This is a genomic window from Photobacterium sanguinicancri (assembly GCF_024346675.1).
Taxonomy (GTDB): Bacteria; Pseudomonadota; Gammaproteobacteria; order Enterobacterales; family Vibrionaceae; genus Photobacterium; species Photobacterium sanguinicancri.
Genome location: NZ_AP024851.1, coordinates 281,572 through 300,923 on the forward strand (window position 1 = coordinate 281,572; position 19,352 = coordinate 300,923).

Consider the following 19,352-nt stretch of genomic DNA (forward strand, 5'->3'; position numbering starts at 1 on the left):
TCTTGTATGGCTGTTAATGGGAATTGTTTATTTACTTCTCAATACGCAGCAGATGAAATTGTTTTTTACCTCTACGTAAGACTAAGTACTGCTGTTGTAGTGGTAAGTAGGTGCTAAGGTCATCGGAAATAGCTGTTTCGCCATTAACACTGATGGCTTGATTAGCCATAAACTCCCGAGCCTGTCTGTTAGACGATGCAAGACCACTCTTCACCAGTATAGCTGGTAGTGAAAGTGTAGTATCAAGGGTGCTACAAGGTAGACCATCTAACTCTAATTGTTGCAATTCAGCCAGCGTGAGCGACTGTAGTTCACCAGAGAATAGTGCGAGACTAATACTTTGTGCAGAAAGTAGCGCGTCTTCACCGTGCACCAACGTTGTTAAGGCTTCTGCCAGTATTTGCTGTGCTTGCGGTTTACCGTTATGAATCGAATCTTGGTGTTCAATGTCTGCAATAGCGTCGACACTTAAGAAAGTGTAGTAACGCAAGAAATTGTAAACATCAGCATCAGCACTATTTAACCAAAACTGGTAAAAGCTGTAGGGTGATGTTTTGGTCGGGTCGAGCCATACAGCACCGCTTTCCGTTTTACCAAACTTCGTACCATCTGATTTAGTGATTAACGGTAGCGTCAAACCAAAGACTTTCTGTTGGTTTAAGCGGCGCGTTAAATCGATACCACTGGTAATGTTTCCCCATTGATCGTTCCCGCCAATTTGCAAGCTACAGTCATGCTCCTGATTAAGGTGCGCAAAGTCGTATGATTGCAGTAATGAATAAGAAAACTCTGTAAATGAAATCCCTTGTTCTGGGCGATTTAAACGCTGCTTTACGGACTCTTTATTGATCATCGCATTTACTGAAAAATGCTTACCAATATCACGGAAAAAACTGATGATATTCATGCCTGAAATCCAATCAGCATTGTTCAAAATGGTCGCGGTATCTGATTGTTCACTATGTAATACATGCTGTATTTGGCCGCGTAAATCTGCAACCCACTGCTTTACGGTTTGTTCATTATTAAGTGTACGTTCATTGGCTTTAAAACTTGGATCACCAATCATACCGGTGGCACCACCAACGAGTGCAACAGCACTATGGCCGGCAAGTTGAAAACGTCGAAGCATGACTAAAGGAACCAAGTGACCGATGTGTAAACTGCCTGCTGTCGGATCGAAACCACAATAGACAGTGCGTGACTCAGCCAAGTGTTGTTGCAGTTCATCGCTGTTAGATGCTTGTGCAATCAGCCCGCGCTGTTGCAATTCATTAAATAAGTCTTGGTTGATAGTCGACATATTGATTCCTGTAGAACGAGATATGCAGCTATCCTGACGTGAAGTGACAGACATTTTGTTATCCCTATAGGGATAGAATGGTCTTTTTGTTATGCTAAGTGCATCGTTTTATCCGTATGAAAGAGAACAATGAATAATACGGCGTGGTTAACAGCGTTAACGCAAGCCATCGATGCTCAGAATAAAGCGAATTTCGCATCCGCCTTGGTGGCATTTATTCGACAGCATGTCGATTTTGATTGTGTGGTGATCTTGGGTTATAGCCGTCAACGTCGGCCTGTGTATTTATACGATGCGATATCGGAAAACAGGGAGCTATTGTTTCAACATTACCTGAACCGTTCTTATGTAGATGATCCGTTTTACCGTGCTTTTGAAGAGGGGCTTGCGGAAGGCGTGTATCTGCATGATGCGCTGGCCGACAAGCTGGGCATTAACCCTGACTATGTGAATGATTTTTACCAATCGACTGGCTGGCATGATGAAGTCGGGTTAGTGATCCCCCTTGATAGCGATAGATGGGTGGTGATTAACCTCGGTTACTTACAAAGCAAGGCGGCGGGGCTGTTCTCAGTAGAGAAGAAAAAGCAATTACGCAGTTTACAGGCGATGTTTGATGTTATTGCAGCCTTGAGTCGACAGCATTGGTTAAATCAGTCGTTTTTATTGGCTGATGCGCCAGCGAATAATACGCGTATTCGTTATATCGTGGCACAAGCCATTGATGAATTTGGGTTGGCTGTTTTAACCGAACGTGAGCATGCTGTACTGAAATTAATCGTTCAAGGATTTGACTCAAAAGACATTGCGCAGCAGCTTGGCATTGGGCTCGGCACTGTTAAAAATCACCGTAAAAAAATATACGCGAGTTTAAATGTGTCATCGGTGAGTGAGCTTTTTGGTTTGTTTTTAAATTATTTAATCACGATAGATGCAGCTAAGTAGCGTATTTATTTAGATGATTCTTAAGGAGAAGCTAATCGAGCGTTAATTGCCTAAATAACCATGAATATATTTCTACAAGGAAATTGTGGAAACGTGTACTATATAACCCGTTTGACCTCTTTTCTGATGTGATATGCAGCGAAATGGTTGTAAAAGATTTAAGTGAGAAATTTAGTGATAACAACAACGCCTAAAGATGAAAAGTTCTTTATTGACTCTCATTATGGTGTCGTTGTACATCGTGATTTTAAGCCCCTTTACGCAGATGAGGCTTACGCTAATTATTATGGTTATACATTAAGTGAAGAAGTACTCGCGTTACCTTCACTGCTTCAACTTATCTCTGAACCTGAGCACACTAAAGCGCTTGATACGTATAGCGGGGTTATGTCTGGTCGTTTGAAGCCCGGTGTGCGCTCTTATCTAAATATTGATAATGCTGGTAATGAATTAATCGTGCTGACTGTTGACCATGTGGTTGAATGGAAAGGCGAACCTGCAATGCAAATCACCATTATTGACCTAAGTTCCCAAATTGCCACGCAAAGGCAACTTCAAGCCAGTGAAGAACGGTATCGCGAACTGATAGATGGCTCTATTCAAGGCATTATTGTGCACCGCGATCTTAGGCCGCTGTTTTGCAATAAAGCGTATGCACAAATGCATGGTTTTAAAAACGAGCAAGAACTGATTGCCAAAAACTCCATTCTTTCTTTGATCACCCAAGCATTTCACCAACAAGCTATCGATGAAAACGCCGCTTTAATGAATGGCGATGTTGAAACAATTAAAGCAGAAGTGAAAGGTTTTAGGGCTGATGGCTCCACTATTTGGTTAAGTTTGTTATCGCGCCTTGTCACTTGGAATGGTGAACTCGCGGTACAAGTGACTGCGATGGATATTACAGAGCAACATATATTGCGTGAGAAACTTGAACATCAGGCTAACTATGATGGACTGACCAATTTGCTGAACCGCCGAGCAACTTCAGAGATTCTGGCTCAGCAGTTTGACGTCGCCAAAACGGAAAACCAGCCATTAAGTTGTGTGATGATCGATTTAGATAATTTTAAACAGATCAACGATCAGTACGGGCATCAGGTGGGTGATGAAATTTTGTGTCTATTTGCAGCTGTCAGTCTTCAGAACTTAAGAAGTACCGATATTCTTGGGCGCTGGGGTGGCGAAGAGTTTATTTTGAGCTTACCTGGGCATAACCAATCGCAAGCTGCGGCAGTGGCAAATCGGTTGTGTGAGGCGTTATCACAAGTGGCTGTAGAGACAGATCTTGGACCATTGTTTTTTTCTGCAAGTATGGGCGTGGCAACGATTTGTCCTGAAATTACCACATATGATCAACTGGTATCTAAAGCCGATCGTGCATTATACAAAGCGAAACGTAAGGGTAAGAATTGCGTGGCTTTGTTCAATGATATTGAGAGTGAGTCGTAAACCAGATCTACTGTTATCACCTTAGCCGCATAGTGTTTTTCCCTCCTTTATCCATCGATTCACAGTACTGAATATTGTTGCAAAATAGTACTTCTTGCCATCACTCTAGCGCACACTTAAGAAACATCTCCTATTCACTCCTCGATATAGATAAATGTGCTTTAAATCACACCAAAACCACCCTTGAAATATAACCCTTAACATCTTAGTTACATTGTGTTTATTATGCCGTATACAAATCAATCAAAAAGCAATGTAAAACAGGGAGTGTTTCATGCAATCAGTAGTCGATTTTCTGAATGGAATCATTTGGAGCCCAGTACTTATTTACTTGTGTTTGGGGGCGGGGTTATTTTATTCCGTTACTACGCGCTTTGTACAATTACGTCATTTTCGTGAAATGTGGCGTCTTTTGTTATCGGGGAAAAGTTCAGATAAAGGGATCTCATCTTTCCAGGCGCTAGCTGTTTCATTATCAGGCCGAGTTGGTACGGGTAACATTGCAGGTGTTGCTGCTGCCATTGGTTTTGGTGGCCCCGGTGCCGTCTTTTGGATGTGGGTTGTTGCATTTTTAGGTGCTGCGACCGCGTACGCTGAATCGACGCTGGCACAGATTTACAAAGAAGAGGACGAAGGTCAGTTCCGTGGTGGCCCTGCCTATTACATTGAAAAGTGTATGGGACAAAGTTGGTATGCTTGGATCTTTGCGATCGCAACGATCTTTGCGTGTGGCGTATTACTACCCGGCGTGCAATCAAATAGTATCGGTAACGCTGTTGAAGCTGCATTTGGTTCAGGAGCGATGATCGAAACTGCGATTGGCACCTTTAGCTTCGCAAAAATTGCGACTGGCACCATAATTTCAATCATTCTTGGTTTTATCATTTTTGGTGGTGTTAAGCGTATTGCGCACTTTACGCAAATTGTTGTGCCATTTATGGCATTGGCGTACATCATTATCGCGTTTGTTATCATTCTACTAAACATCAGCCAAGTACCTGGTATTGTCATGATGATTTTAGGTGATGCATTTACACCAATGGCGGGCTTTGGTGCTGCAATTGGTTGGGGTGTTAAGCGTGGTGTTTACTCTAATGAAGCAGGCCAGGGTACAGGCCCTCATGCTGCCGCGGCTGCGCATGTTCAGCACCCAGCACAGCAAGGTTTAGTTCAGTCATTCTCTATTTACATCGATACACTGCTAGTGTGTTCTGCTACTGCATTTATGATTCTTCTTACTGGAGCTTACAATGTACATGGTGGTGGAGAAGGGGCATTTTTAGTTCAGAACCTATCGGCAGAAATTGGCGCAAATGGTCCTGTCTTTACGCAAATGGCGATTGAAAGTGCGCTACCAGGGTTAGGAAAACCATTTATTGCTTTTGCACTGTTCTTCTTCGCCTTTACTACGATATTGGCTTACTACTACATTGCAGAAACGAACATTGCGTTCATTCGTCGTAAGTTCAAAGTGTCGGGCATGATGTTTGTGTTGAAGATTGTCCTGATGGTGTCGGTGTTCTACGGTACGGTAAAAGCCGCAGATCTGGCGTGGGCTATGGGTGATGTTGGTGTTGGCGTTATGGCGTGGCTGAATATTGTGGGTATTTTAATTATCTTCTTTATGTCAAAACCCGCACTTAAAGCGCTGGAAGATTATGAAGCACAGCAAAAAGCAGGCGTGACAGAATTTACGTTTGACCCTGTAAAACTTGGCATTAAAGGCGCGGATTACTGGGAGAAAAAATTCCATGGTAAAACAGCGGTTAAACCAGAAGATGCAGATGGCAGTGCTCCCGCTAAATCAACGGTGTAGTCATCCAGATGAGATATAAGGCTCTGAAGGATTAAAATGCGAGAGGTTACCCCATGGGTAGCCTCTTTTTTGTTTCGTTTATATTAACCGCCAGTAGTCAGTATTAACCACAAACAAACCATGAGTGGGCTGGTGCCGTGATATAAGCTCGGTCGTGCCATTCTAGTTTTTCCATAATGGGGGCGGTACGAATATCACCTTTCATTTTTGCTGTTACTAAGACCCGAACTTTCCCTACATCGACACTTTCGACTGTACCTAAAAAGGTATGGCCAAGAGGGCTATTGTTTGCTTGATCATATAAACAGACGGTTTGCCCTGTGGAATTGTAGATATATAAGCTTTCCTGATCCCATGTCTGATCGTCGAGTGGGGCAACTGGCGTTTGATATAGCTGACCGTAGCTGTCGTTTTTAGACATTAACTGCCTAGTTGAAGAGTAAGGCTGGTAACCTAATATTTTGGCCGATGCTCGCCATTCATCCTCGGCGGCATCCGTATTTTCTATTACACGCATTGTAACAAATGGGCCATCAAGGCAGAGATCAGCCCAAAGTTCTGTGCTTGAAATTCGGGCATAAAAAATAGGCGCTTCTTCAATAGTGTTGGCATTACTTACACACCAAGTCCCTGTGGACTGATGAACTAACTTCCCTTGATTTGCATCACAGGTACGCTTTGCGAGTTGTTGGTACTCGGCTATATCAGTGGTGGCACTTTCTGGGCTGGTGGCGCAATAACGATATGCAAAAGAATAGGTATCTTTAGGATAAAACAGACCTTTATCAACTACCGAACCATTTCGACGAGCATCGGTCATGTCAATGTAGACTTGGGTGGAATGTAAAAAAAGCAGATCGGATGATTTAGTGAGTAAGGGGGTAGAGCTACAGGCTGTTAGTGTTAGCAGTAGAGTCGTTAACAACCATTGTTGTGATTTTTGAAATATAGCCATACACGCCTCTTTTACAGACAGGGGTTAAACAAGTGTAAAAGAGTCACGCTGAAGCTGGATGTCTTAGAAATGAAACGAAGTGATTTCTATTGATGGGAAGCAAATAGGAATGCGGTAAAAAGTAAGCCACAGAGCGGTGGCTTACTTTTAACGATCATTGGCAAATAACTGTTACAAATAGCTACTTACTCAGCGTTTCATCTAACCACTGGTTAAATTGCCCTTTTGGCAGCGCGCCATTTAATTGATCAATCATCTGACCATTTTTGAAGACCATAATCGTTGGAATGCTACGAATACGGTATTGTCCTGCTAGCGCTTGTTGCGCTTCGGTATCTATTTTAACAAAGCGTGCAGCCCCTGATTTTTCAGCAGCCACATCTTCAAAAATGGGAGCAAAGCCAACACATGGGTTACACCACGGAGCCCAGAAATCGACAACAACAGGTGTGTCGCTTTGAATTAGCGAAAGAAAGTTATCGCTTGTTCCTTCAACGGGTTTGCCGTCAATCAAGTTTTCTTTACAAGCGCCACAAGTTGCAGTCTCTTCAAGACGTTCAATAGGTAAACGGTTCATTGCTTTACAGTGTGGGCAGCGTGTGGTCATTGTTGTCATCATTATTCTTCCTGTACTGACTATGAAAACAATGTAACTGTTCATTAGTTAAAGCTAAAGCGGATTATTTGAATGGCTGTAATAGATAGAATCGATGAAGGCTTGCTTTATCACTCTAAGCTCGGTGGGCGTAGCCTTGCTGTCTCCGCTGCCGAGCATCTGGTTATTCTATTATTTGATCGTTTTCTTACGCCAAGATTGCGATAACGCTAATGCTAATGGAGTTTGCTCTGATGATTGGCTTAATGAGTGCGAGCGGGGTGTCACAATTCCTTGCTGCCACAACGTACGTAAATGCATAAAGCGCCTGAAAAGAGGTGAAAATAAGCTAATAACATCCATGGCTAACCAAGGCAGTGGCGTAATAAATACTGGCTTACCCGAGCTTAGAGTCAGACAACGCGCGATATCAGCAATACTGGCTTCATGGCCAGCGTAATAACTGATGTGGAGTGATCCTTTATTGGCTTGGCTAGGGCAATCTGTAAGATGTGTAGCAATCGAGCTTGCAAGATCAGGCAAATAGGTCCAATGGTGTTGTAAATTGGCAGCGCTTGGTGATTGGATATACAGGCGATCGTCAGTCTCTTTGATCAATAACCCGAGATAGCCTTCATTATTGCGGCAATCTAATGTATGCCCTAAGCAGACAACATGTATCTGTTCACAATGTGAACTTGCGGCTTCTAACCGCTGAAGGAGAGCGCTTGGAACAGAGACTGGAATGGGGTTCTTTTTACGCCAGAAAGCTAAAGACGGTAGCCAGTTTGTGCTGAAGTCGTATTGATTGGTTGTGATAACCAATTGAAGCTTCAGATTTTCACATAACGTAATGATGGTTTCTAATGAAAAAGGGGCGTTGGTTTCGTCACTTTCATAAGGCTGATGAAAAAAGACGGTGTCGACTTCTTCAGCGAGTTGATATAGAAAATCAAGGTCTTCAGGTAGTAGCTCTGCTAATGTTAAATTTCCCAGTATTGGTGCAGTAGTTTCAGTATCACTAACAACGCCAAGCACATCCCATTCATGCTGAGTCAAAGATTCGCATAAGCATGATCCCATCACATGCTCTACGCCTAACACTAAGGCTCTTTTCATCTTTACCTCTCGCTACAATGATTATTTATATTTCTTTGTGTGTATTGTCTGCTCTATCTTTTATAGCGAATCAAACCAGAGGCTGACTATTGTTTTATATAGAATAAAAAGGGATTGCGATGCTAATCGCATAACACATGAAGTTTAGGTGTAAGAGGGTGTTTCAAATGCGGTATATGTTGTGCATGTTTAACCTAATTTCATGCAACTCAAGGAGGGGAATACCGATGCTGGCTTACGGCTCATGTCTAAACTGCAAAAAAATCGCATAAATACAGTTGGTTTATTCAGCATGATTGATTTATTTAGGGTGTTTATAGTTTAAAAATTAGTTTAGATACCGATGTGTGTCTCACTTTTTTGCTAAACAAAAGTTTAAAATACGATGTAAATTTAAACAAAAGCAAACGATACCCACAGTTTTTTTTGATCTTAACCCGTGATTTTTAAAATTTTCACCAATATCTGAAAACAAAAGTTGAGTTTTTCAAAAAAAATTGAATAATACCAACATAACATAACATAAAGTACTGAGAAGATGCTGCTCCACACATTTTCATCAGTGATAGTTAATGACGTGTACGGACACTGATGTCCTTTCTGCCCTAGATATGATGAGATAACCATGAGCAATTCACTAGTTCTTGTAATTAATTCTGGTAGTTCTTCCCTTAAATTCGCTTTGATCGATACTGTTGTCGGCGACGCAGTACTGAGCGGTATTGGTGAGTGTTTTGGCCTTCCAGAAGCTAACGTTAGCTGGAAATACAACGGTGAGAAAAGTGAATACGCGCTAAGCGAAGGTAATCACCACCAACTTGCTGTTGACCGCATCGTTGCACTAGTTGAAGAGCTTGGTCTGAAAGACGACATTATTGCAGTGGGCCACCGTGTTGTTCACGGCGGTGAGAAGTTCACTAGCACTGTTAAACTTGATGAAGCGGTTCTAACTGAAATCGACAACCTTAGCGATCTAGCGCCACTTCATAACCCCGCTCACGTTATTGGTATGCGCGCTTCTATGGCTGCATTCCCAACGTTATCTCAATACGCTGTATTTGATACTGCGTTCCACCAAACGATGCCAGCGAAGGCATACACTGGTGCTATCTCACGTAAGCTTTACAACGACTACGGCATTCGTCGTTACGGCTTCCACGGCACAAGCCACTACTTCGTTAGCCGTGAAGCAGCAAAAATGATTAACAAGCCAATCGAAGAGAGCAGCTTTATCTCTGTTCACTTGGGTAACGGTGCTTCTGTTTGTGCTATCAAAGACGGCATGAGCGTTGATACAAGCATGGGCTTTACTCCGCTTGCGGGTCTTATGATGGGTACACGTTGTGGTGACCTTGACCCAAGCATCATCGAATTCCTTCTGAAGAAAGGCTGGACGCAAGAAGAAGTATTCGACGAACTAAACAAGAAATCTGGCCTGTTAGGTGTTTCTGGCCTAACAAGCGATTGTCGCGGTGTTATCGAAGCGATGGAAAATGGCCACGAAGGCGCAACGCTAGCATTTGAACTATTCTGCTACCGTGTTGCTAAATACGTTGGTTCATACATGGTTGCGTTAGATGAACTAGACGGCATCATCTTCACTGCTGGTATTGGTGAGAACTCTCAACCTATCCGTAGCAAGATTTTAGAAAACCTAAAAATCTTTGGTTACCGTGAAGATGAAGAAGCAAATGCAGCAGCACGTTTTGGTAATAAAGGTGTTATCACCAAGCCAAATACACCGCTTGCTATGGTTATCCCAACAAATGAAGAGTGGGTAATCGCAAACGAATCTATGGCGCTACTACACGCTTAATAGATTGACCCTGCGGGAACGGGGTTATTAGGAACGGGGAAGCGGCTCTGAGTATAAACTCAGGGCCGTTTTTTCATGCGCAGAAGGAATGATTCATTCATTATTAACAATTATATTATTTACAAAACATGCGAGTCAGTATGGATGAAAATACTATAAGATAGCTCGCTGAAATATCTTGAAACAATTGAAATAACAGGTTTTACGATAGCTGATAGTTATTCAGGTCTCATTAATCACTGCTTGTTACTTTAAGCACTTACTAAAAATATAAATGCAACATTTTGCGAAATTTGTATTTCGTTCCTTATTGTTTGTTTTTTTAAGTGGTTTCTCTTAATGAAAAGAAAATTTATAGCGGTTGCTATCTGTGCAGGTTTATTAGTAGGTTGTGGCGAGCAAGCTAATAATCGCCAAGCCCCTCCTGCACCACTTGTCGTAACCCAGCCTGTCACTGTGATTGATTACCAACAGGGTAAGCAATATGTTGGACGTACTGAAGCTCAGGAAGATGCAGCCATCGTGGCGCAAGTGTCTGGTTATCTTAAAGAGCGTTTCTTTACTGAAGGGCAAACAGTCGAAAAAGGCCAACTTTTATACCACATTGACCCAGCGGCTTACGAAGCGAAAGTGGCGAGTGCTAATGCTGCTATTGCTCAAGCGGAAGCTGAGTTGAGTAATGCAGAGCTTAACTGGCAGCGTAATAAGAACCTCTTGCCAAAAGGCAGTATTAGCCAATCAGATTACGATCGCTCAACGGCGACTAAATTATCAGCAGAAGCTCAATTAAAAGCAGCGAAAGCACAATTGCATTTAGCTGAAGTTGATTTATCTCATACTAAAATTGTTGCACCATTCACTGGCCGTATTAGCGACAGTAAAGCAAGCCTTGGTGACTTAGTATCACCTTCTACTGGCGTATTAACCACACTTGTTAGCTTAGATCCTATCCAAACTTCTTTTAAAGTGAGCGAGCGTGAACGCCTGAATTTAGGCATAGACACGTTAGATGGCGCTGGCAGTGGTAGTGACGGAATTGAAGTTGTTATGTCATTGGGCGGTGGGCGTAATCACAGCCATGTTGGTGAAGTTGATTTTATTGGCAACCGTATCGATTTAAACACGGGCACTATATCCTTACGTGCAAGTTTCCCCAACCCTGAGCACACATTGCTACCTGGCCAGCATGTTCAAGTATTTTTACGTGAAAAGACACCCGTTAAAGCCAATGTGATCCCTCGTCGTGCGGTTCAAAGTGACCTCGAAGGTGATTTTGTCATGGTATTGCAGGACGACAATGTAGCGGAACGTCGTAATGTTGAGCTTGGTCCACAAACGGAACAAGGCGTCATTATTCATAGTGGTATTAATGCTGATGATGTGGTGTTAACTAAAGGCCTACAACGCGTACGAAATGGGATGACTGTTCGTATTGAAGAGCCAAAGGCGTAAGGAATTATTATGCTCAGTCGCTTTTTTATCCAACGCCCTAAGTTTGCGTTGGTGATATCCATTATTCTGACTCTTGCTGGTAGCATCGCATTGATGAACTTGCCTGTGGCGGAATATCCGAAAATAAGCCCGCCATCTGTAAGTGTGACTGCATATTATTCAGGTGCAAGTGCAGAGGTAGTTGAAGAAGCTATTGCCGATCCGATTGAAGCATCGGTTAATGGTGTAGAGAACATGATTTATATGTCCTCTAAGAGTGCCAACGATGGTTCGTATAACCTCAACGTTACCTTTGATGTTGGTACCGATCCGGATATGGCGCAAGTTAACGTCCAGAACCGTGTCTCGCAGATCGAATCTAAGTTACCGGCTGAAGTTCGTATGGTGGGTGTGACAGTTAAGAAGCGCTCTCCAGACTTATTGATGGTACTTAACTTTTACTCGCCAGATGATAAGTACGACGATAAGTTCTTGATCAACTACATCAATTTGAATGTAAAAGATCAGCTTGCGCGTGTGCAAGGCATCAGTGAAGTGAATGTTATCGGTGGTGGCGAATACGCGATGCGCGTGTGGCTCGATCCTGAAAAAATGGCGAACCTTAGTTTGACAACGTCAGACGTGAATGCCGCACTTGCAGAGCAGAACGTTCAGGTTGCTGCAGGTAAAGTAGGCGCTCCGCCGTTTAATAACGTTCAAGAAGTCCAGTTTAACCTAGTCACAAAAGGACGTTTAGAGTCGGTCAGTGAGTTTGAAGACGTTGTATTACGTGCAAACTCGGATGGCTCTGTTGTGTACTTAAAAGATGTCGCGCGTGTTGAACTAGGTAAAAAGTTCTACGACGGTAACGGGATGTTCCGTGGTAAACCTGCTTCAATTGTCACATTGTCACTACAGTCTGATGCTAACGCGTTAGAAAGTGGTAAGGCGGTGATGGACTTGCTTGATAGCATGAAAGGCAATATGCCGGAAAGCATGGCGTACGAAACCAGTTACGACACCACACTTTTTGTTGCCGAATCAATAAAGGGGGTCGTGGTAACGCTGATTCAAGCGATCATTTTGGTTATTGCGGTTACCTACATGTTTTTAGGTAGTATGCGTGCCACCTTGATCCCTGTTGTTGCTATCCCTGTGTCTTTAATTGGTACCTTTGCTGTCATGCTAATGGCAGGTTTTACGATCAATACTGTGACGCTATTTGGCTTGATCTTAGCAATTGGTATTGTGGTGGATGATGCTATTTTGGTTATCGAAAATGTCGATACCAATATGAAAAACGATCCGAACCTGACACCGCGTGAAGCAACATTAATCGCGATGAAAGAAGTGACAGGGCCAATCATTACCTCAACCTTGGTATTGTTAGCCGTGTTTATACCTGTTGCTATGCTACCGGGTATTACAGGCATCATGTATCGTCAGTTTGCGTTAACGATCTGTATATCGGTTGTCATTTCTTCTATCAATGCTCTAACGCTGTCTCCAGCGTTGTGTTCATTAGTTTTGAAGCAAGGCGGTGGTAACACGGCACGTTGGTTCCAAACCTTTAACCGTGGCTTAGACAGAATTACGCTAAAATACGGTGCGATAGCTGGCTTCCTCGTTCGCAAAGCTGGCTTATTGATTAGCTTCTTTATTGTGGCTTTATTGTCTGTAACTTTCCTAGCGAAAACCACATCGACCGCTTTTGTACCTCAAGAAGATAAGGGTATTTTGCTGGTTAATGTACAGCTACCAGATGCGGCGTCTTTATCGCGTACAGAAGAGACGACACTTAAACTGCAAGCATTAGTAGAGCAAGAGCCGGGTGTTGAAGGTATTACTGTTGCTAATGGTTATGCGTTCCTGACAGGTGCAGCTGCATCTAACGGTGCGTCAATGTTCATCAAGCTGAAAGAGTGGGATGAGCGTAATAGCATGGAAGGTGAGCACTCTTCATTTGCGATTACTAATCGTATTAATGCCCGTGCAGCGATGGAATTACCTGAAGCGATTGTCTTTGCGATGGGGCCGCCAGCTGTTCCTGGTATGGGCGCTGCATCCGGTTTTGAATTTGTATTGGAAGATACGTTAGGTCGAAACCGAACAGATTTAGCCAACGTGATGGGTGACGTGATTGAGAAGGCAAATGCACAGCCTGAGATCCAATTCACCTACAGTACGTTCCGTGCCAATGTGCCGCATTATTATGTTGATATTGACCGTGTAAAAGCAAAACAGTTAGGTGTGCCGCTAACAGAGGTATTCCAAACGTTGCAAGGCAATCTTGGTTCAATGTATATCAATGATTTCACTATGTATGGCAAGAACTTCCGCGTGACGGTTCAAGCCGACAGTGAGTATCGTAATGATCTTGATGCTTTAGAGCGTTTCCATGTTCGTTCTGCAAGTGGTGAAATGATCCCTTTAAGTACGCTTGCAACAATAGATCAAGTGTTTGAACCAGATGTGGCTTGGCGTTACAACATGTACCGTTCTGCGGTGATTCAGGGTGGCCCTGCTGAAGGCTATTCAAGTGGTGATGCGATTGCCGCAATGGAGCGTGTTGCAGCAGAAGTGCTTCCGCAAGGTTACCAATACGAATGGACGGGTATGGCCTACCAAGAGGTAAAAGCGGGCAATCAGGCTATTTATGCGTTTGCATTGGCGCTTATCTTTATTTACTTGTTTATGGTTGCTCAGTATGAAAGTTGGAGTATTCCTCTAGCTATCATCTTGGTTGTACCTGTTGCGACGTTAGGCTCTTTCTTAGCGCTAGCCATAACAGGCACACCATTGAATTTATACGCACAAATTGGTTTGGTTCTCTTAATCGCATTGGCCGCAAAAAATGCCATATTGATTGTAGAATTTGCCAAGATTGAGCGAGAAGATAAAAATTTGGATATCGAAAAAGCGTCGGTGCGTGGTGGTAAATTACGTTTCCGCGCGGTGAACATGACTTCGTGGTCGTTTATCTTGGGTATTCTACCGTTAATCTTTGCATCGGGTGCTGGCCATATTAGTCAGAACTCATTGGGTATTTCACTTACGGGTGGCCTGTTATGTGTGCTGTTAGCGGGTACTTTCTTGATCCCAGGTTTCTTTGCGCTCGTTCAGCGTAAACGTGAGAAATTCCATGGTGGTTCAACGAAGCTTATTAACCTTGATGATGAGTGATCATCTTGTATTTTAAGATAAGCGTTTTGATAGAAGTGCTTTAAAATATAAACACGAGAAATAGCAAAGGGCTTCACTTAGGTGAAGCCCTTTTTTTAACAGTTTTATTGCTGTGTAGTACTTGAGCTGTGTGCGCTAGGCATAGGGTGTGCTATGCATCATGGCAGATAATATTCAAAACAATGACACTGTCTTCAAGCTCAGTTGTAAGGTTATCAGCTGAGTAAAATAGCTCAGGTTGTTCAATCAGTAATTCGTCTTCAGTGGGTGCAACGAAAGTTCCGTGCGTGATTGCATCCATAACAATCTCCTTTAGAGTCCGCTTGGTTCCCATCATTATGTTTAATAATTCAGGGTGAGGTACTCATTAATGTGGTTCTAATCCTTATCAATAATCTGAATTATTTTTGATTAATATCTCATATTTATGAAACTTTGCACTGTATCTCAAAAAATCGCGTCAATTGGTGATTTTTTAGCTTAAAAAGGGTTTAAACATGCAGCTAAGGTAGTTGAATATTGCTGATTATCGGGCAGTGATCGGTGAGTTGAAACTGCTTAACATCACCCTGTTTAAAGCGATATTGCACCGAGGATTGTAGCGGCATTCTCTGTTGTTCAAGCAAAGCCTGTGAGATGAAAATATGATCAATTAACTGTTTATAACGACGGTAGTGAACTTTTTTAGCCCGGATTTGTTTAACAAAGCAGTTAGCTTCTGTCGCAATTGTCAGTGGGATAAGTACTTCCTTTGAGCTGTCTAGTTGCTCTTGCAGCCAGAAGTAATCGGAGGATAAGAGGTGATTAAAATCACCCGCAATGATCATATGTTGATTGTGATGATTGTTAATCCACTCTGATAACACTTCAAGTTGCTGAGCTAATGTCCTGCATGCTTTTGATTTTCTTGATGAGGGCTTATTTTTACTCATAACAGTGCAGCCGCTTTTTAGGTGTACAGAGAGTAAATGTACAGGGGGAGCTGTGGGGGAAGACCTTAGCGTGATATAGCTGGCGTAGCGTAATTTAGCGTTTCTAGCTGATGGATTTTTATTTGTTGCTACAACATCTTGGGGATCTTTAATTATCAAACCATTGCGTACAGCAAAACCTGTAAATTGGTTTACGTCATTAAATATTTCAGAGGGTTTATTTTGTCTATCTGAGAAGAAAAATTGATACTTTTCTTTTGGGACTACAAGCTCGAGCGCTGTAAGGCTATCGACTTCTTGAAAAGCTAGAATATCCGGTGAAATGTCAGTGAATATACGTGCGAGCGCTTGATAATCTTGCGTGGTACGAGGTGGAGCATATTTAAAAGGCGTTAAGGTTAACCATTCAAGGTTCCAGCTCATTAGTGTTATCGTTGTGGGTAAAGTCGCGGATGGTTGCTGGCTTTGTGTTTTTGGATTTTTATTAAGAGTGGTTGTTGTGTGAGCGCTAGGTTCAATAGCCTGTGTGGTAGTCGCTTGATCGAGCAAATCAACGTCCCTAATAGCGATAAGGATGATAACGCCACATAGAATAATAAGTGATATAACACGATATATTTTCATATCAGAAGCTTAGGTTGCTACGCTTTATTTGAAAAACAAAAATGAAAGATTTGCGAGTGGGTAAGCGAATTTTTTGCAACTTATTTCAAAACCAAAACCAAAACCAAAACCAAAACCAAAACCGAATCAAATTCAGTTATCTGCTAGGTGTGATGCTAGTGAGTTGACGTTGCCCCGCGATATTCTGCAATGCGAAGATTTGTTTATAAATAGTGTAATACCGGCTGATATTTCCGACATATACGACAGGCTCTAATCCGATTTTTTTCCTTACGATCACTTCAACGTTGTTAAACCATTCATCGGCATTGAAACCTTGTTCAGCGGCGAGTTTTCGCATACGTTTAATACGCGTAGGGCCTGCATTATAGCTAGCAAGCGCAAAATACAGCTTATTTACTTCGTCTATGTCGGTGTCACCTTTGTAGTAGTGTGTCAAAATAAAATCCATGTATTTAACACCAGCATGGATATTGTTATCAATATTGTAGATGTTAGGGATATCGATATAGGGCTCTCGTGCTGTCTGTGGCAAAACTTGCATAATGCCGACAGCACCCGCATGGGAACGTTTAGACTGATCAAATTGTGATTCTTGAAATGCTTGTGCTGCAATGATCAACCAGTTAATTTCGTATTTATCGCCATAACGCGTGAATCGTTTTTCGAGTTTTTTGAATTTTTTAATATTCTCCGGGCTCACCACTTTTTGAAACCAAGCTTGGCTATTGAGGTAGCGATTAAAAATGACGTTGCCATTCAGGGTGCCGCGGCGGTTATTGTTGACAAAGCCATTGACGATTTTTGCTAACTCAGGACTGTTCTTCCTAAACATCCAACCAATTTGACCACCCGTACGAATAGGGGATTGGGTATGTACCTGTAAATCATCCGTGACTAAATCCCAGAACTCAGCTTTATGACTATCGAGCACGGTCATAGTGATCATGCCTGACTGAATCATTTTAAGGAGTTCGTAATCTTGCATGGTTTCTTCAATAAAATGTATCTGCATTGGTGGCAACTTTTGTTGTTTCAATGCGCGATTAATCTTTCGGATACTTTGATAATAACTAGAGCTAGGTCGAATCCACACATCTTGATCCGCAAGCTGTTCAAAACCCGTAATCGGTTTGGTTTTGTTGGAGGTGATGAAAACCTCATTAATGTCTTTCAATATAGGGGCGCTAAAATCGACCTTGGTAGCACGCTGGGCCGTAATAGTGAGGTTGGCCGCTGCAATGTCACCAATGCCCGCCATAAGAGCGGGCAGTAGTTGATCGCGTGCGATGGGAATGACACTGAGGTGAAGGCGTTGATTGGTATGCTTAGCAAGGTATTTCTCAAACAAGATAAGCATTTCAGATACCACCCCTTTGGGCCTTCCTTTGTCGAGGTAATAAAAGCCAAGATCAGCAGCAACAAGCACACGAATAACCCCCTCATCTTTGATGGTATTAAGATCACCAGTGTGCCGAATGGTGGGTATTGGAGAGATCTCAATGGCGCTAGCCGACGTCGTAACAAGCCCCGCACTTATCACGATGGCAATAATCGTAGCCCATAAACGTAGTAAATAGCGGAGTTTAGTAAGCAGGTATCCACTTACTGTCTTGCTAAGACGGTTTGGAGTGCCACTATACGGGGAGGCTGTATTCACAAAGTTCACCATCTTTAGCCATAAAAGAGTGATAGCAGTGAGTGTTCAGTCAGTATAGTAAAGATGGTGTCGTTACAGGGAAGGCTTAGCCTTTTACTTGCTCATGACTCGGGGGTTAGCTCGTGAGCATACTAGGTGGATAGTTTAGGCTGCTGAGTAATAATATTGATTTCTGCCCAATTGTTTCGCTTTATACAAATAGCTATCGGCCTCTTTAATAAGGCTCTCTGGCCCTATATGTTGACGCCACTGTGCAATGCCTTGGCTAACTGTTACCCACTCGCAGGTATTGGAGTCTGGGTGTACCATGGCTTTGTTAGCCAGGTTTGTTTTAATGCGTTTTACAACTTGCAGCGTGCCTGCTAAATCGGTATTAGGTAGCAAAACGACAAACTCTTCACCACCATAGCGTGACACACTGTCGGTACTCCGTTTTAAGCTTTGCTGAATAACCTTGGCCACGGTTCGAATACACTTATCACCCTCCACATGCCCCAATCTATCGTTGTAATTTTTGAAGTGGTCAATATCAATCATGACCAATCCGAGCTCACTTTGTGTGCGTTTGGTTCGCTGAAATTGCTTATCGAGCTCATATTCAAAGAAGCGACGGTTATGGATGTCTGTCAGTTGATCGCGAGAGGCAATATCGGAGAGTTTTTTCATTAATCGTTTATTTTCGTGATCTTTTTCGATGTTGTTATAAAACCAGCGATAAAGGATGCGTCGCCCAGACTCAATCACTAGACAGGCGGCAATAAATTTCTCTGTTGGTAGGATTATGGCATTTTTGGCAGAAACAAAACTGATCACCGTACTTACAAATAGTATAGGGAGTATACCTGCATAAAGAACGGGGCGATAAGAGAAAAAACCTAATAAAACAATCATTAAAATTATGTCGCTAAGGATGTCAGCTGCATCGTAATAGTCACCGCCAATAGATATTAAGGCAATAATTGCAGCCCAACAGGTACTAAATGTTGATGCATAAGCAATGCTGGCTATTTTCCAGCGTGCATAGAAAAACGGAATGTTTAAGAGATTAGCACCGAAGATAAAGACGAGGCTGCTTATGATAGCCAGCAGGAAAAACTGGTCGAAATAGCTATCAATGATGCCTGTATCTTCTATGCGAAAAGAGAAAGTCATCATTAATAGGAAGAAGAGAGAAACAGCAGAAGCCCAACGAAAGCCTGTTGATAGATTGGTAAGTGCAGCTTTGTCTACTCGAGCGGTTAGGCTGAGTTCATCCATGAAAAAAACATCCTAATTAAGTGTCTCTTCATTCTACTTTATTTTAGAGATTGCAAGAATTTTTTTTGCCAAAAAGGTGGGTTGAAAGCGAATAAATGGTTTGACAAAAAGTGTCAGGAAATAAATTACATTTGGTTTTTTGGGGTCGGTCAAAATCATCGTTCGATCCCTATCCGCTCTTTGTAAAAACTTGATATTGATCAATGTTTGTTTTCTTGAAATTCTGCCTAATACGCACCATATATTGTAGTGGATGTTTGTTAT

At 42.4% G+C, this 19,352-nt stretch carries 14 protein-coding genes; 6 read left to right on the top strand and 8 right to left on the bottom strand.

Annotation, left to right across the window (positions count from 1 at the left end):
* Positions 1–31 precede the first annotated feature (31 nt).
* Positions 32–1,303, bottom strand: a complete 1,272-nt coding sequence (gene tyrS, locus OCU87_RS18245) for a tyrosine--tRNA ligase (RefSeq protein WP_261859375.1) — start codon at positions 1,301–1,303, stop codon at positions 32–34.
* A gap of 129 nt (positions 1,304–1,432) precedes the next feature.
* Here tyrS and OCU87_RS18250 point away from each other — a divergent pair, with 129 nt between their 5' ends.
* The 3 genes from OCU87_RS18250 to OCU87_RS18260 all read left to right on the top strand — a co-directional run bounded on the left by OCU87_RS18250 (position 1,433) and on the right by OCU87_RS18260 (position 5,516).
* Positions 1,433–2,248: a helix-turn-helix transcriptional regulator gene (locus tag OCU87_RS18250; RefSeq protein ID WP_261859016.1), complete on the top strand. Its 816-nt coding sequence runs from the start codon at positions 1,433–1,435 to the stop codon at positions 2,246–2,248.
* Positions 2,249–2,422: 174 nt separating this feature from the next.
* Positions 2,423–3,700, top strand: a complete 1,278-nt coding sequence (locus tag OCU87_RS18255; protein WP_261859017.1) for a sensor domain-containing diguanylate cyclase — start codon at positions 2,423–2,425, stop codon at positions 3,698–3,700.
* A 274-nt stretch (positions 3,701–3,974) separates the two neighbouring features.
* Complete coding sequence (locus tag OCU87_RS18260; RefSeq protein WP_261859018.1) at positions 3,975–5,516, top strand: alanine/glycine:cation symporter family protein; 1,542 nt, start codon at positions 3,975–3,977, stop codon at positions 5,514–5,516.
* A gap of 103 nt (positions 5,517–5,619) precedes the next feature.
* On the opposite strand, the gene OCU87_RS18265 is transcribed toward OCU87_RS18260, so the two are convergent.
* The 3 genes from OCU87_RS18265 to OCU87_RS18275 all read right to left on the bottom strand — a co-directional run bounded on the left by OCU87_RS18265 (position 5,620) and on the right by OCU87_RS18275 (position 8,185).
* Complete coding sequence (locus tag OCU87_RS18265) at positions 5,620–6,471, bottom strand: hypothetical protein (RefSeq protein WP_094958374.1); 852 nt, start codon at positions 6,469–6,471, stop codon at positions 5,620–5,622.
* A gap of 181 nt (positions 6,472–6,652) precedes the next feature.
* Positions 6,653–7,087 (bottom strand): thioredoxin TrxC, encoded by a 435-nt coding sequence (gene trxC, locus OCU87_RS18270; protein WP_062691224.1) that lies wholly within the window; start codon positions 7,085–7,087, stop codon positions 6,653–6,655.
* 171 nt (positions 7,088–7,258) lie between these two features.
* Positions 7,259–8,185, bottom strand: coding sequence for a Rossmann-fold NAD(P)-binding domain-containing protein (locus tag OCU87_RS18275; protein ID WP_261859019.1), 927 nt, complete (start codon positions 8,183–8,185; stop codon positions 7,259–7,261).
* 625 nt (positions 8,186–8,810) lie between these two features.
* On the opposite strand from OCU87_RS18275, the gene OCU87_RS18280 reads away from it, so the two are divergent.
* From OCU87_RS18280 to OCU87_RS18290, 3 genes are all read left to right on the top strand, one after another.
* Positions 8,811–10,001, top strand: coding sequence for an acetate/propionate family kinase (locus OCU87_RS18280; protein WP_261859020.1), 1,191 nt, complete (start codon positions 8,811–8,813; stop codon positions 9,999–10,001).
* Between the two features lie 339 nt (positions 10,002–10,340).
* Positions 10,341–11,453, top strand: a complete 1,113-nt coding sequence (locus OCU87_RS18285) for an efflux RND transporter periplasmic adaptor subunit (RefSeq protein ID WP_062691167.1) — start codon at positions 10,341–10,343, stop codon at positions 11,451–11,453.
* A 9-nt stretch (positions 11,454–11,462) separates the two neighbouring features.
* Positions 11,463–14,615: an efflux RND transporter permease subunit gene (locus OCU87_RS18290; protein WP_062691168.1), complete on the top strand. Its 3,153-nt coding sequence runs from the start codon at positions 11,463–11,465 to the stop codon at positions 14,613–14,615.
* A 151-nt stretch (positions 14,616–14,766) separates the two neighbouring features.
* Here OCU87_RS18290 and OCU87_RS18295 read toward each other — a convergent pair whose 3' ends face one another.
* From OCU87_RS18295 to OCU87_RS18310, 4 genes are all read right to left on the bottom strand, one after another.
* A complete protein-coding gene (locus tag OCU87_RS18295) occupies positions 14,767–14,916 on the bottom strand; it encodes a hypothetical protein (RefSeq protein ID WP_164488552.1) in 150 nt (49 codons plus the stop codon).
* A 202-nt stretch (positions 14,917–15,118) separates the two neighbouring features.
* Positions 15,119–16,171, bottom strand: a complete 1,053-nt coding sequence (locus tag OCU87_RS18300) for an endonuclease/exonuclease/phosphatase family protein (RefSeq protein ID WP_083540979.1) — start codon at positions 16,169–16,171, stop codon at positions 15,119–15,121.
* Between the two features lie 136 nt (positions 16,172–16,307).
* The gene (locus tag OCU87_RS18305; RefSeq protein ID WP_261859021.1) at positions 16,308–17,831 is read right to left on the bottom strand and encodes an MltF family protein; all 1,524 of its coding nucleotides are present in this window, start codon (positions 17,829–17,831) and stop codon (positions 16,308–16,310) included.
* Positions 17,832–17,975: 144 nt separating this feature from the next.
* Positions 17,976–19,088, bottom strand: a complete 1,113-nt coding sequence (locus OCU87_RS18310; protein ID WP_261859022.1) for a GGDEF domain-containing protein — start codon at positions 19,086–19,088, stop codon at positions 17,976–17,978.
* Positions 19,089–19,352: the final 264 nt, after the last annotated feature.

Excerpts from the sequence above, each read along its gene's own strand:
- OCU87_RS18260 (WP_261859018.1), top strand. The coding sequence starts at position 3,975 with ATGCAATCAGTAGTCGATTTTCTGAATGGAATCATTTGGAGCCCAGTA.
- OCU87_RS18310 (WP_261859022.1), bottom strand. The coding sequence starts at position 19,088 with ATGGATGAACTCAGCCTAACCGCTCGAGTAGACAAAGCTGCACTTACC.
- OCU87_RS18295 (WP_164488552.1), bottom strand. The coding sequence starts at position 14,916 with ATGGATGCAATCACGCACGGAACTTTCGTTGCACCCACTGAAGACGAA.
- tyrS (WP_261859375.1), bottom strand. The coding sequence starts at position 1,303 with ATGTCGACTATCAACCAAGACTTATTTAATGAATTGCAACAGCGCGGG.
- OCU87_RS18275 (WP_261859019.1), bottom strand. The coding sequence starts at position 8,185 with ATGAAAAGAGCCTTAGTGTTAGGCGTAGAGCATGTGATGGGATCATGC.
- OCU87_RS18285 (WP_062691167.1), top strand. The coding sequence starts at position 10,341 with ATGAAAAGAAAATTTATAGCGGTTGCTATCTGTGCAGGTTTATTAGTA.
- OCU87_RS18300 (WP_083540979.1), bottom strand. The coding sequence starts at position 16,171 with ATGAAAATATATCGTGTTATATCACTTATTATTCTATGTGGCGTTATC.
- OCU87_RS18290 (WP_062691168.1), top strand. The coding sequence starts at position 11,463 with ATGCTCAGTCGCTTTTTTATCCAACGCCCTAAGTTTGCGTTGGTGATA.
- OCU87_RS18250 (WP_261859016.1), top strand. The coding sequence starts at position 1,433 with ATGAATAATACGGCGTGGTTAACAGCGTTAACGCAAGCCATCGATGCT.
- trxC (WP_062691224.1), bottom strand. The coding sequence starts at position 7,087 with ATGACAACAATGACCACACGCTGCCCACACTGTAAAGCAATGAACCGT.
- OCU87_RS18280 (WP_261859020.1), top strand. The coding sequence starts at position 8,811 with ATGAGCAATTCACTAGTTCTTGTAATTAATTCTGGTAGTTCTTCCCTT.
- OCU87_RS18265 (WP_094958374.1), bottom strand. The coding sequence starts at position 6,471 with ATGGCTATATTTCAAAAATCACAACAATGGTTGTTAACGACTCTACTG.